Source organism: Allobosea sp. P4_E12 (assembly GCF_056401655.1).
This window is the reverse complement of sequence record NZ_JBFUIY010000028.1, coordinates 24,850-37,607: the sequence shown is the minus strand read 5'-3', so window position 1 is coordinate 37,607 and position 12,758 is coordinate 24,850. Positions and strand designations below refer to the sequence as shown.

Sequence of the window (12,758 nt, the reverse complement as noted above, 5' to 3'; positions counted from 1 at the left end):
TCGAGACATGCCCATGCCGGGGCAAGCATCATCCATGCCTCGCCCGCGCGCGGCGGAATGGTCACAGCCCTCCGTAAAGGTCAAGTGGCCGATCAGTCACGCCTTCTTGATCCACACTTTGTTGTCGTGGAAGGCGRCCCCGCCGAAGGGAGCGACCGCATCGGCGCCGGTGATGGTGTTGATGCCGCGCCCATGCTTGTGCGCCGCATTCGGCCAGATCGATTCGGCAATGACGACGCCGCGCACCACGCCGGAGAAGAACTTCGCCGTCAGATGCACGCTGCCGCGCCGGTTGCCGATAACGACTTCGCCGCCATCGGAAATGCCGAGCCCTTCCGCGTCCTGCGGATGCATCATCAAGCTCGGTCCGCCCTCCTTCTTCTGCGAGCTTGGTGTCTCGGTGAAGGTCGAGTTGAGGAAGCTGCGGGCGGGGCTGGTCGCGAGGCGGAAGGGATGCGTCTCGTCCGTGTTCTCGATTACGCCCCAATGATCGGGAAGACCCGGCATCTGGCTGTAGGGGCCGACCGGGCCGTCATTGGCGTTGGGCACCTTCGGCCAGTCCGGCTTGAAGCGGAACTTGCCGTCGCGATAGCCGAAACCGTCGACGTAATGCGCGCGATCGAACCCCGGCTGGATGTCGTGGAAATCAGCCGCGATCAGCTCGTCCAGCGTGCCGCGGCCGGTCTCGCGCAGCGTCCAGTCGACGATCTCGCGCGGCGTCATCGCGAACCCGCGATGTTCGGCGCCCAGGCGCTCGGCAAGCGCACAGATCACCTCGTGGTTCGAGCGGCACTCGCCAGGCGGCTCGACGAGCTTGCCGCCCCACATGATGTGCTGATGCCCGCCGCCCTGGTAGAGGTCGTCATGCTCCATGAACTGCGTCGCCGGCAGCACGATGTCGGCCATGGCTGCGGTCTCGGTCATGAACTGCTCGTGCACGACCGTGAACAGGTCGTCGCGGGCAAAGCCCTGCTTGACCAGTTCCTGCTCGGGCGCAACCGAGACGGGATTGGTGTTCTGGATGAAGAGCGCCTTCACGGGCCCGCCCTGGCGCAAGGCCTCGGCGTCGCCAGTCAAAACCCTGCCGATCTGCGACTGGTCGAGCTGGCGGATGCGGGGATCCCGGACATCCAGCCCTTCGATCAGGCTCTTGCGCCACTGGTAGATGCCGCTGTTCGAATGAAAGGCGCCGCCGCCTTCGTACTGCCAGGCGCCTGTCACCGTCGGGACGCAGAGCGCCGCATGCATGTTCACCGCACCGTTGCGCTGGCGTGCGAAGCCATAGCCGAGGCGAAAGAAGCTGCGTTTGCGGGTGCCGACCAGGGTCGCGAATTCCTCGATCGCGGCGACGTCGAGTCCGGTGATCGCAGCCGCCCATTCCGGCGTGCGGCTGGCGAGATGCTCCTCGAGTTCGGCGGGCGCATCAGTGTAGCGCGCGAGATAGTCGCGGTCGGCATGGCCGTCGCGGAAGAGGACATGCATGACGGCGCAGGCGAGCGCGCCATCGGTACCCGGGCGCAGCACCAACGCGAGATCGGCCTGGGCCAGCGTCGGGTTGTGGTAGATGTCGATGGCGACGATCTTGGCGCCGCGCTCCTTCCGCGCCTTGATCGCGTGATGCATGACATTGACCTGGGTGTGCACGGCGTTCGTGCCCCAGATCACTACGCAGTCCGATTTCGCCATCTCGCGCGGATCGGGACCGGCGAGCCGGCCCGTGCCGGCGATGAACCCGGTCCAGGCCATCGTGGTGCAGATCGTCGAATACTGGCCGGAGTAGCGCTTGACGTTGCGCAGCCGGTTGATGCCGTCACGCATCACCAGCCCCATCGTGCCGGCATAGTAATAGGGCCAGACGGCGTCGGCGCCGTGCTCGGCCTCGATCGCGAGGAAGCGGCGTGCGGTTTCGTCCAGCGCCTCATCCCAGGAGATACGCTCGAACTGCCCGGAGCCCTTCGGTCCGGTGCGGCGCAAGGGGTGCAGCAGCCGGTCCGGATGATGGATGCGCTCGGAATACCGCGCCACCTTCGCGCAGATCACGCCGTCGGTGTAGCTCTGGCGCTTGCTGCCGCGCACCCGCCCGATGCTGCGCCCGTCGATCACCTCGACTTCCAGCGAACAGGCCGATGGGCAGTCATGCGGGCAGACTGACGGCAGATGCGTGATGCGGGGCAGTTCGGTCATGGATGATCCTTCAGCCCGCTACTGGTGACGCGCCGGGCTTTTGCGGTCAATGCCGGCGGCGTCAACCCGGGATTAACGATAACGCTTCAGATTGTCGGAACTTCCGCTTGCCAAGGCGCCGTTGCGCCGGAGTTCGATAATGCGTTGCGTTGCGTTTCTGACCGGCCTTGCGGCCAGTCTCTGCCTGTCGCCTGCCGGCTCAGCTCAAGCCCAGTCCAGCGATTACACCACCCTCACCTCCCCCGAATCCGTCCAGAACTGGCACCTGACCCTGGGAGGCGGCCTGCGCTACACGCCGGACTATTCCGGTTCGAACGACTATGTCTTCCGGCCGCGGGCGATCGTGAACCTGGCGCGTGGCACCAAGAGCACCTGGTGGTCATCGGAAGACGATGCGATCAGCATCGGATTCTTCTCCGGCAAGGCCTGGCGCGTCGGCTTCTCCGGCAACCTGCTCTGGGAGCGCAAGGCGAGCACCAACCCTGCGCTGATCGGCATGCCGGACGTCAAGTTCGGCGCCGAGCTCGGCGGTTTTGTCGAATTCTACCCGACCTCCTGGCTGCGCGGCCGCGTCGACCTGCGCCGCGGCGTGATCACGCATGACGCGCTTGTCGCCGAATTCAAGATCGACGCCTTCCAGAAGATCGGGGCCTGGACGATCGGCGCCGGCCCGCGCATGAGCGTCGTCGGGGCCGACTATGTCCGGACCTATTTCGGCGGCAATTACGCGGGCAGAGGCGGCCTGCTGCAGCGTTACAATGCTGGGATCAACTCGATCGGCGCGATCGCGCAGGTGACCTATAACTGGTCCGAGAAGCTGCAGACGACTGCCTATCTCGAATACAAGCACCTCGTCGGCGATGCGACCAGATCGCCGATCGTCAAGCCGTTCGGCTCACGGGATTCGCTGACTGTCGGCGTCTCCGCCAGCTACGCCTTCGATCTCGGCTTCAAATAGTTCCCCGAACGAAAACGGCGGAGCCACTGGCTCCGCCGTTCGAAGACGATCAGCAGTCGCGCCGCGTCAGCCGACGATCTCGTTGCCGGCGAAGAACTGCGCGATCTCGATGGCGGCGGTCTCCGGCGCATCCGAACCGTGAGCGGTGTTCTCACCAACCGACTCGGCGAAGAGCTTGCGGATCGTGCCCTCGGCGGCATTCGCCGGGTTGGTGGCGCCCATCACGTCGCGATAGGTGGCGATGGCGTTCTCGCCTTCCAGGACCTGAACGACGACCGGGCCGGACGTCATGAACTCGACCAGCTCGCCGAAGAAGGGCCGTTCCTTGTGGACGGCATAGAAGGTCTCGGCCTGGCCCTTGGTCATCTGAATGCGCTTCTGCGCGACGATGCGCAGGCCAGCCTTCTCGATCACCGCGTTGACCGCGCCGGTCAGGTTGCGCCGCGTCGCGTCGGGCTTGAGAATGGAAAAGGTACGCTGGACAGCCATCGTTGGTTCCTTAGGGACAATCTGGAGAATGCGGCGGCTTATAGCTGCCGCCTCCCCGCCCTACAAGGCTGCCCGGCCGGCTTCGTTTGCATGTCCTGCTCCGTGTCGGTCCGGCGGGAGCCGTCCATCAAGCCCGACGCGTCTCCAGCTTGAAGCGAAAGCCGGCTCGGATATAGTTCATATCTGAACCATGCAGCCATAGCTGGTCGAAACGGGAGGATCGCATGCGCTTTCACAAGACCTCGGCCAGGGCCGCTCTGCTCGGATTCGCGACGCTGGCACTCGCCGGCACCGGCTCCGCCCTGGCACAGGATGTCAGCGGCACCTGGCTGCGCGATAGCGGGGCCTCGCGGGTGCGCTTTGCCAAATGCGGCGAGGCGATGTGCGGCACACTGGCCTGGCTGAAGGACACGAACGGCCCCGCCAAGGTCGGCCAGCGCATCTTCTACGACATGAAGCCGACCGGCGCCGGCAAATGGAGCGGCAGCGCCTTCAATCCGGAGGATGGCAAGACCTATTCCGGCACGATGTCCTTGTCCGGAGATGCGCTGACCACCTCGGGCTGCGTGCTCGGCGGTATCATCTGCCGCTCGGTGAAATGGACTCGGGCGAACTGACGCGACGAGCTTAGGGCGCTGTCCGGTCAGCGCCGTCAGCAACCGGCATCTGGGCCGCCAGCCCGGCGCGCGCCGAGCGTGGCGGGAGGGTGACGGTCAACCCAAGGTCGACCATCGCCAATGGATCAGCTCAGCGGGCCCGCTGCCCGAACAGAACGGCCTTCTCTTCCGGCGTGCTGATGCCGGCCGGATTGCGCAGTTCAGCGCCGATCGCGAGGCCGCGCTGCACGGCCGGGCGGGCCTGCATCGTTTCCAGCCAGCGCCCGACATTCGGGAACTGCCTGATGTCCTGCCCTTGCTTCTCCCAGCCTCTGGCCCAGCCGATGCAGGCCATGTCGGCAATCGAGTAAGCGCCGCAGATATAGTCGCGGCCCTCGAGACGGCGATTGAGCACGCCATAGAGCCGGTTGGCCTCGTTGGTGTAGCGATCGATGGCGTAAGGCAGCTTCTCGGGCGCGTAGATGCGGAAATGATGGGTCTGGCCGAGCATCGGCCCAAAGCCGCCCATCTGCCAGAACAGCCATTCATCGACCGCGACGCGGCCACGCTCATCGGCAGGGTAGTATTGTCCGGTCTTGCGGCCGAGATATTGCAGGATCGCACCGGACTCGAAGACCGAGATCGGCTCTCCGCCGGGCCCATCATGATCGACGATCGCCGGCATGCGATTATTCGGCGAGATCTCCAGGAAGTCGGGCTTGAACTGATCGCCCTTGCCGATATTCACGGGGATGAGGTTGTAAGGGAGCCCGCACTCCTCGAGCATGATGGTGATTTTCCAGCCGTTGGGCGTCGGCCAGTAGTAGAGATCGATCGGCTTTGACGAACGTGCGAGCATCACAGCTTTCCTGTCGCGATTGAGCCGGGATCTGATGTAGGCCGCCCGGCAGGCCGTCGGTAGGGTTGCCGACCTGCTTGGCAAGCAGGTTGGTCATGTCCGGGCATGGTAAGCCGCCCGCGATCGGCCTGGACGGCTCTGCGGCCTTCAGACCGGCTTCTTGAAGCCTTCGTGGCTCTGGTCGAAGCCAAGATTGCGATAGAAGCGATGGGCGTCGGTGCGAGCCTTGTGCGAGGTCAGCTCGACCAGCCCCGCTCCCTTCTCCTTTGCGAAGGCGAGCCCGTGGGTCATCATCACTGCGCCGATCCCCATTCCCCGCGTTTCCGGCGCAACGTGGACACTCTCGAACTTCGCACGCTTGCGCCCTCGTGCGGCGAAACCCGGAATGAGCGTGACCTGGAAGGTGCCGACGACCTCTCCGGCGCGCTCGGCGACGAAAAGTGTGGTGTCGGGACTCGCCAGAACCTCGTCGAAGGCCCGCTCATAGTCCGGGTGCGCGGCTTCAGCTGCGGCGTCCTGTTCCGTCACTTCCTGTGTCGCGGAGCCAAGCACGATCAGGCTGGCGACACGCTGGACATCGTCGCGCCGGGCCTGGCGAATGGAAATCTCGGACGGATCGATCTTGCTCTTGCTCATGGCCAGGCCTCCGGACCGCTGGACAGCCCCGCGGTTGGCGCGGTGTTAGCAAAGCCCTTTCTGAAACGGAACTCGGCATGCCGGCCCATGCGGCACGCTGACGGGCTCCGCCGGCTGCCGTCACTCGGCAAACAGGCGCTTTGCCATCAGCAAGGTGTTGGGCGTGTCATCGCGGCCGTCGAAGCGGGCCGAGCGCTGCAGGAAGAAGCCCATCCGCTCGTAGAATGCGATCGCGGGCTCGTTCTGCAGCTCGACTTCCAGGCGCGCAACCGGCGCCAGGGGGAAATGGGCGAGCGTGACGTGCAGCAGGGTGCGGCCGATCCCGACGCCCTGATAGGTCGGCAGGACATAGAGCCGCGTCAGCAGCGCCGCCCGGTCGCGCTCGCGGCGGGCGGACGAGGTCGCAACGATCTGGTCATCGACCAGAGCAACGAGAAAGGCTTCGCCGTCGCGACCGAGCTGGGCGCTCAGATTCTCCAGCGAATGCCAGGCATTGGTGATCTCGGCGACACGCTGCCAGCCATAAATGCCGTCATAGGTCGCATGCCAGGTCTCGACCAACAGCGAGCGGACGGCCGGGAGATCGGCCGCAACCGCGTCGCGGATGATGAGCCTGTCTGGCGTCACTCGATACCCAGCTTCTTCTTCAGGATCTCGTTCAGCGCCTGCGGATTGGCCTTTCCGCCCGACGCCTTCATGGCCTGGCCGACGAACCAGCCAAGCATGGTCGGCTTCAGCTTGACCTGCTCGACCTTGTCGGGATTGCCGGCGATGATCTCGTCGACCGCCTTCTCGATCGCTCCAGTGTCGGTCACCTGCTTCATGCCGCGCGTCTCTACGATCTCGCGCGGATCGCCCCCTTCGGACCAGAGTATCTCGAACAGATCCTTGGCGATCTTGCCCGAAATGACGCTCTCGCCAAGCAGATCGACGAGGCCGCCGAGCTGGGCGGCAGAGACCGGCGAGGCGGTCACATCCTTGCCTTCCTTGTTCAGGCGGCCGAACAACTCGTTGATCACCCAGTTGGCGGCGGCCTTGCCGTCGCGGCCCTTGGCGACAGCCTCGAAGTAATCCGCCTGCTCGCGCTCGGCGACGAGCACGGAGGCATCATAGGGCGTCAGGCCGTATTCGGCGATGAAGCGCGCCTTCTTGGCGTCGGGCAGTTCCGGCAGCGCTGCCTTCAGATGTTCGACGAAGGCATCGTCGAATTCGAGCGGCAGCAGGTCCGGGTCCGGGAAATAGCGATAATCATGCGCCTCCTCCTTGGAACGCATCGAACGGGTCTCGCCCTTGCCGGGATCATAGAGCCGCGTTTCCTGGTCGATCTTGCCGCCATCCTCGAGGATGCCGACCTGGCGGCGCGCCTCGACATCGACCGCCTGGCCGATGAAGCGGATCGAGTTGACGTTCTTGATCTCGCAGCGCGTGCCGAGGGGCTCGCCGGGGCGGCGCACCGAGACGTTGACGTCAGCGCGCAGGTTGCCCTTCTCCATGTCACCATCGCAGGTGCCGAGATAGCGCAGGATGGTGCGCAGCTTGGTGACAAAGGCCTTGGCCTCGTCGGCCGAGCGCAGGTCGGGGCGCGAGACGATCTCCATCAGCGCGACGCCGGAGCGGTTGAGATCGACGAAGCTCATCGTCGGATGCTGATCATGGATCGACTTGCCGGCATCCTGCTCCAGATGGAGGCGCTCGATGCCGACGCTGATCTGCTCGGTCGGCGAGAGATCGACGACGATCTCACCTTCGCCGACGATCGGGCTCTTGTACTGGCTGATCTGGTAGCCCTGCGGCAGGTCGGGATAAAAATAGTTCTTGCGATCGAACACGGACCGGTTGTTGATGCGCGCGTTCAACCCTAGGCCGGTACGAACTGCCTGACGCACGCATTCGGCATTGATCACCGGCAGCATGCCGGGCATGGCCGCGTCGACTAGGCTGACATGCTCGTTCGGCTCGCCCCCGAAGGCGGTGGAGGCGCCTGAGAAAAGTTTCGCGTTGGAGGTGACCTGGGCATGGATTTCCATGCCGATGATGATTTCCCAATCGCCGGTTGCACCCTTGATCAGCTTCTTCGGGTCGGCAGGGCGGGCATGCGCGTTCATATCGGTCTTCCAACTCTGGTCAGGTCGCGTCTTCGGTAGAACCTTGGCGCCCGGGCGGCAAGCGTCTGTTGCCATCCTGTCACCCCCTGGCCGGAATGTTGCTAATCTGTCGTCATTCGACGGTGCTGTCGAGTGACGGAACTTGACAATCGTCAGCACGCAACCTTTCTTGCGCGCGGCCCGGAAACCGAGAGTGGTTGCGCCGGCCCCGCTATCCGGAGTTTTTCCATGCGAATCCGCCGCTCAACGGGTCGGACTCTTGCCACCTTCGCGGTGCTGCTCGCGACGTCCGCCGCCACGGCCCTCGCCCAGGGCGCCCCACCGGCTCCGCCGGTCCAGACTGCAGCGCCGCTCGCCAAGCGCGTGACCAACTGGGACGAGTACACAGGCCGCTTCGAAGCGCGCGAGCAGGTCGAGATCAGGGCCCGCGTCTCCGGGTTCCTCGACAGCATCCATTTCCGCGACGGCGATCGGGTGAACAAGGGCGATCTGCTCTTCACAATCGACCAGCGCCCGTATCAGCTTGCCGTCGATGCGGCACGCGCTGAAGTCGCGCGCGCCAAGGCCCAGGTCGAGCTCGCCCAGAACGAGGTCGAGCGCGCCGAGGCTCTGACGCAGAACCGGACGATCACGGTTCGCGACATTGACCAGCGCCGCGCCAACTTGAACGGTGCCGTCGCGTCCCAGCAGGCGGCCGAGGCCAATCTCAAGACCGCCGAGCTCAATCTGGAATGGACGCAGGTTCGCGCCCCCCTGTCCGGCCGGATCTCGAACAAGCGCGTCGATGCGGGCAACCTCGTCGCGGGCGGCCAGTCGGGTGCGACGCTGCTGACGACGATCGTCGCTACCGATCCGATCAATTTCGTGTTCGATACGTCGGAAGCCGACTACCTCCGCTATTCCAGGCTCGCCGGCGAACAGCGCGGGCTGACGAACCGTGAAAGCGCTCCGACCGCACAGGTCAGGCTCGCCGACGAGACGAGCTGGAAGCGCCAGGGCAAGATCGACTTCGTCGACAACGCCTTCAATGCCCGCTCAGGTACGATTCGCAGCCGCGCCGTATTCGAGAACAAGGATCAGTTCCTGACGCCCGGCACCTTTGGGCGCGTGCGCATCTATGCTGGCCAGGTCGACGCATTGCTCGTTCCCGACGCCGTCATCGTCTCGGACCAGGCCAGCAAGATCGTGCTGACGGTCGGCGCCGACAACAAGGTCGTGCCCAAGCCGGTGGTGCTCGGTCAGATCGCGGACGGGTTGCGCGTGATCACCAAGGGCCTGGAGAAGGACGACAAGGTCATCATCAACGGGCTCGCCAGCCCGATGGTGCGGCCGGGCGCGACCGTCACACCGCAGGCCGGCGAGATCAAGGTCGCCGCAACCAACTGACGGCTTACGCCGCCATCACCGGAAGCGGACGGCATCGGCCGCCCGCCCTGCCCTCCCGGCCAGGACCCCAGCATGTTCCGCTTTGCGCATTTCTTCATCGACCGGCCGATCTTCGCGACCGTTCTCTCGATCCTGCTGACGATCGCCGGCGCCATCGCGCAGCGCAGCCTGCCGATCGCGGAATATCCCGAGATCGCGCCGCCGACCGTCACGATCACCGCGACCTATCCGGGCGCATCGGCCGAGGTCGTCGCCTCGACCGTCGCAGCGCCGATCGAGCAGGAGGTCAACGGCGTCGACGATATGCTCTATATCTCGTCGCAATCGACCGGTGACGGGCGTGTTACGATCAGCGTCGTCTTCAAGGCCGGCACGGATGTCGACCAGGCGCAGGTGCTGGTGCAGAACCGGGTCTCGGCGGCCGAACCGCGCCTGCCGCAGGACGTCCGTACGCTCGGCCTGCAGGTCCGCAAGGCCTCGCCCGACTTCCTGATGGTCATCCACATGCTGTCGCCCGACGGCTCGCGCGACCAGCAATACGTCTCGAATTACACGACGCTGAACGTGAAGGACGTGCTGACCCGCGTCGAAGGCGTCGGCGACGTGCAGGTCTTCGGCGCGCGCGACTACTCGATGCGTGTCTGGCTCGATCCCGCCAAGGTCGCGGCGCGCAATCTGACGGCCGGGGATGTCATCGCCGCGATCCGCGCCGCCAACATCCAGGTCGCCGCCGGAGCAATCAACCAGCCGCCGGCGAAGTCGGATGGCGCCTTCCAGCTTTCGGTCAATACGCAGGGACGCCTCACCAGCATCGACGAGTTCTACAACATCGTCGTCCGCTCGGACGCGGATGGCGGCACGATCCGCGTCCGCGACGTGGCCCGCGTCGAGCTCGGCGCGCAGGACTATCTGTCGAACTCCTATCTCGACAACAAGGAAGCCGTCGCGATCGGCGTGTTCCAGCGTCCGGGCTCGAATGCGTTGTCGGCATCCGAAGCGCTCATCAAGACAATGGACGGGTTGTCGAAGAACTTCCCGGCCGGGGTCGAGTACAAGATCGTCTACAACCCGACGGAGTTCATCGCTGAATCCGTCTCCGCCGTGGTGACGACGCTGCTCGAGGCGATCGTGCTCGTCGTCTTCGTCGTGATCCTGTTCCTGCAGACCTGGCGTGCGGCGATCATCCCGATCATCGCGATCCCGGTTTCGCTGGTCGGCACCTTCCTGGTGATGAGCGCGGTCGGTATCTCCTTCAACACGATCTCGCTGCTGGCGCTGGTGCTGGCCATCGGTATCGTCGTCGACGACGCGATCGTCGTGGTCGAGAATGTCGAGCGCTATCTGGCGCAAGGCATGAGCGCCAAGGACGCAGCGCACAAGACCATGGACGAGGTCGGCGGCGCCCTGCTCGCGATTGCGCTCGTGCTGTGCGCCGTGTTCATCCCGACCGCCTTCATCACTGGTCTGCAGGGCACGTTCTACCAGCAGTTCGCAGTCACGATCGCAGCCTCAACGGCGATCTCGTGCTTCGTTTCGCTGACCTTGTCACCGGCGCTGTCGGCTATCCTGCTGAAGCCGCACAGCCATGAGGAGCCGAAGGGTTTCTTCGCGGCAATCGGTGCGCCGCTGCGTTGGTTCTTCAAATATTTCAACATGGCCTTCGACTGGCTCTCGCGCGCATACGGCGCGGCGACCTCGCGCCTGATCCGCGTCGGCGTCCTGATGCTGCTGGTCTATGCCGCCCTGATCGCGGTCGCCGGCCAGCGCCTGGCGGCGATTCCGACGGGCCTCGTCCCGCAGCTCGACCGCGGCTACTTCATCGCCGTCGTGCAGCTGCCTCCGGGCTCGTCGCTGCCGCGGACCGACGAGGTCATCCGCAAGGCGACCGACATGCTGCTGTCGCGGCCTGGCGTCGCCCATATCGTCGCCTTCGCCGGCCTTGATGGCGCAACCTTCACCCTGGCGCCCAATGCCGGCGTCGCCTTCGTCACCCTCACCGACTTCAGGGAAAGGGCCAAGGCGGGCCTCACGACCCAGGGCATCCTCAACGATCTGCGCAGCCAGCTGGGCCAGATCGGCGAGGCCTTCGCCCTGGTGATCGAGCCTCCTGCCGTTCCCGGAATCGGCAACGGCGGTGGTCTCAAGGGCTATGTCCAGGATCGCGGCGGGCGCGGCCTGCCGGCGCTTGAGGGCGCGACCTGGGCAGTGGCTGGAACCGCGGGCCAGGCTCCGGGAATCCAGCAGCCGTTCACGCTGTTCTCGACCAGGACGCCACAGATCTACGCCGATATCGACCGGACCAAGGCTGAAATGCTCGGTGTGCCCGTGACCCGGGTGTTCGAGACCCTGTCGGTCTATATGGGGTCGGCCTATGTCAACGATTTCAATATCCTGGGCCGCACCTTCCGGGTGACGGCGCAGGCCGACAATCCCTACCGGCTCGACATCCGCGACGTCGCGGCGTTGAAGACGCGCAATGTCGACGGCGAGATGGTGCCGATCGGCTCGGTCGCGACCTTCTCCGACACGACCGGCGCCTATCGCGTGCCGCGCTACAACCTCTATCCGGCGGCCGAGGTCCAGCTTTCGATGGCGCGCGGTTATTCGACCGGCCAGGGCATCGCGGAGGTGGAGAAGATCGCGCAGCAGGTTCTGCCGGCCGGGTTCGGTTTCGAATGGACCGAGATCGCATTGCAGGAGAAGCTTGCCGGCAACACTGCGATCATCGCCTTCGGCCTCGCCGTCGTCTTCGTCTTCCTGCTGCTGGCGGCACTGTACGAGAGCTGGACCTTGCCGCTCGCCGTCATCCTGATCGTGCCGATGTGTATTCTCGCGGCGATGGTCGGCGTCGGTTACAAGGACTTCGATCGCAACGTGCTCGTCGATATCGGTCTCGTCGTGCTCGTCGGCCTTGCTGCGAAGAACGCGATCCTGATCGTCGAATTCGCCAAGCAGGCCGAGGACGAGGGTATGAGCCGGCGCGAGGCTGCGATCGCAGCGGCCAGGACCCGGTTGCGACCGATCCTGATGACGTCGCTCGCCTTCATCCTTGGCGTGCTGCCCCTGACGATCTCCGTCGGTGCCGGTGCCGAAATGCGCCAGGTTCTCGGCGTCGCGGTGTTCTCCGGCATGATCGGCGTGACGCTGTTCGGCCTGCTGTTCACCCCGGTCTTCTATGTGGTGGTGCGCTGGCTCGCTTCTGTGCTGAGCCGGAAGAAGAAGGGCGAGCCGACCGCCGGCAAGGATGCCCATCCGGCAGCCCACTGAAGCCTGCTGAACAACGAAACCCCGCCTTGCCGATCCGGCAAGGCGGGGTTTCTCTTTTAGGCGAACTTTCGAGCCAGGAGCCGGCACGCGAAGGCGACGCCAGCCGCCACCGCAGCCGCGATCAGGTTCGCGAGGGGCTGCGCACCGGCATCGCCCCTCACCTGCTGCACGATGATCAGGAGAAGCAGGAGCGCGGCGACGAAGGCCAGCGCCCCTTGCAGGAAAGTGAGACAGGCCCAGGCGATGGCGCGGCTGAAGATCATGCCGCCAGCCTAGAC

At 65.1% G+C, this 12,758-nt stretch carries 11 protein-coding genes; 4 read left to right on the top strand and 7 right to left on the bottom strand.

All coding sequences use genetic code 11. The features are described 5' to 3' along the window. Positions 1-96 precede the first annotated feature (96 nt). Positions 97-2,184 (bottom strand): molybdopterin-containing oxidoreductase family protein, encoded by a 2,088-nt coding sequence (locus AC1DW9_RS27375; protein ID WP_476855238.1) that lies wholly within the window; start codon positions 2,182-2,184, stop codon positions 97-99. 139 nt (positions 2,185-2,323) lie between these two features. On the opposite strand from AC1DW9_RS27375, the gene AC1DW9_RS27370 reads away from it, so the two are divergent. Then, positions 2,324-3,142 (top strand): MipA/OmpV family protein, encoded by an 819-nt coding sequence (locus AC1DW9_RS27370; protein WP_441507638.1) that lies wholly within the window; start codon positions 2,324-2,326, stop codon positions 3,140-3,142. A gap of 66 nt (positions 3,143-3,208) precedes the next feature. On the opposite strand, the gene ndk is transcribed toward AC1DW9_RS27370, so the two are convergent. Next, entirely contained in the window at positions 3,209-3,631 is a 423-nt protein-coding gene (ndk, locus tag AC1DW9_RS27365) for a nucleoside-diphosphate kinase (protein ID WP_441491726.1), read from the bottom strand. Between the two features lie 224 nt (positions 3,632-3,855). Here ndk and AC1DW9_RS27360 point away from each other — a divergent pair, with 224 nt between their 5' ends. After that, a complete protein-coding gene (locus AC1DW9_RS27360) occupies positions 3,856-4,248 on the top strand; it encodes a DUF2147 domain-containing protein (protein WP_441507637.1) in 393 nt (130 codons plus the stop codon). 130 nt (positions 4,249-4,378) lie between these two features. Here the strand turns inward: AC1DW9_RS27360 and AC1DW9_RS27355 are convergent, their stop codons facing one another. The 4 genes from AC1DW9_RS27355 to gatB form a co-directional block, all read right to left on the bottom strand. Further along, positions 4,379-5,086, bottom strand: a complete 708-nt coding sequence (locus AC1DW9_RS27355) for a glutathione S-transferase N-terminal domain-containing protein (RefSeq protein ID WP_441507636.1) — start codon at positions 5,084-5,086, stop codon at positions 4,379-4,381. 147 nt (positions 5,087-5,233) lie between these two features. After that, complete coding sequence (locus AC1DW9_RS27350) at positions 5,234-5,722, bottom strand: GNAT family N-acetyltransferase (RefSeq protein WP_441491729.1); 489 nt, start codon at positions 5,720-5,722, stop codon at positions 5,234-5,236. A gap of 120 nt (positions 5,723-5,842) precedes the next feature. Continuing rightward, positions 5,843-6,349, bottom strand: a complete 507-nt coding sequence (locus AC1DW9_RS27345; protein ID WP_441491730.1) for a GNAT family N-acetyltransferase — start codon at positions 6,347-6,349, stop codon at positions 5,843-5,845. Continuing rightward, positions 6,346-7,827, bottom strand: coding sequence for an Asp-tRNA(Asn)/Glu-tRNA(Gln) amidotransferase subunit GatB (gene gatB, locus AC1DW9_RS27340; protein WP_441491731.1), 1,482 nt, complete (start codon positions 7,825-7,827; stop codon positions 6,346-6,348). The genes AC1DW9_RS27345 and gatB overlap by 4 nt, the downstream gene beginning before the upstream one ends. A gap of 228 nt (positions 7,828-8,055) precedes the next feature. Between gatB and AC1DW9_RS27335 the strand changes: the two genes are divergently transcribed. Together AC1DW9_RS27335 and AC1DW9_RS27330 are read left to right on the top strand one after the other, a co-directional pair. Then, positions 8,056-9,213 (top strand): efflux RND transporter periplasmic adaptor subunit, encoded by a 1,158-nt coding sequence (locus AC1DW9_RS27335; protein ID WP_441507635.1) that lies wholly within the window; start codon positions 8,056-8,058, stop codon positions 9,211-9,213. Between the two features lie 72 nt (positions 9,214-9,285). Then, positions 9,286-12,480, top strand: a complete 3,195-nt coding sequence (locus tag AC1DW9_RS27330) for an efflux RND transporter permease subunit (protein ID WP_441507634.1) — start codon at positions 9,286-9,288, stop codon at positions 12,478-12,480. A 56-nt stretch (positions 12,481-12,536) separates the two neighbouring features. Here the strand turns inward: AC1DW9_RS27330 and AC1DW9_RS27325 are convergent, their stop codons facing one another. After that, the gene (locus AC1DW9_RS27325; RefSeq protein ID WP_441507633.1) at positions 12,537-12,743 is read right to left on the bottom strand and encodes a hypothetical protein; all 207 of its coding nucleotides are present in this window, start codon (positions 12,741-12,743) and stop codon (positions 12,537-12,539) included. Positions 12,744-12,758: the final 15 nt, after the last annotated feature.

Bases quoted from the DNA above. Each gene is read 5' to 3' on its own strand.
- AC1DW9_RS27370 (WP_441507638.1), top strand. From the start codon at position 2,324: ATGCGTTGCGTTGCGTTTCTGACCGGCCTTGCGGCCAGTCTCTGCCTG.
- ndk (WP_441491726.1), bottom strand. From the start codon at position 3,631: ATGGCTGTCCAGCGTACCTTTTCCATTCTCAAGCCCGACGCGACGCGG.
- AC1DW9_RS27360 (WP_441507637.1), top strand. From the start codon at position 3,856: ATGCGCTTTCACAAGACCTCGGCCAGGGCCGCTCTGCTCGGATTCGCG.
- AC1DW9_RS27355 (WP_441507636.1), bottom strand. From the start codon at position 5,086: ATGCTCGCACGTTCGTCAAAGCCGATCGATCTCTACTACTGGCCGACG.
- AC1DW9_RS27350 (WP_441491729.1), bottom strand. From the start codon at position 5,722: ATGAGCAAGAGCAAGATCGATCCGTCCGAGATTTCCATTCGCCAGGCC.
- gatB (WP_441491731.1), bottom strand. From the start codon at position 7,827: ATGAACGCGCATGCCCGCCCTGCCGACCCGAAGAAGCTGATCAAGGGT.
- AC1DW9_RS27335 (WP_441507635.1), top strand. From the start codon at position 8,056: ATGCGAATCCGCCGCTCAACGGGTCGGACTCTTGCCACCTTCGCGGTG.
- AC1DW9_RS27330 (WP_441507634.1), top strand. From the start codon at position 9,286: ATGTTCCGCTTTGCGCATTTCTTCATCGACCGGCCGATCTTCGCGACC.
- AC1DW9_RS27325 (WP_441507633.1), bottom strand. From the start codon at position 12,743: ATGATCTTCAGCCGCGCCATCGCCTGGGCCTGTCTCACTTTCCTGCAA.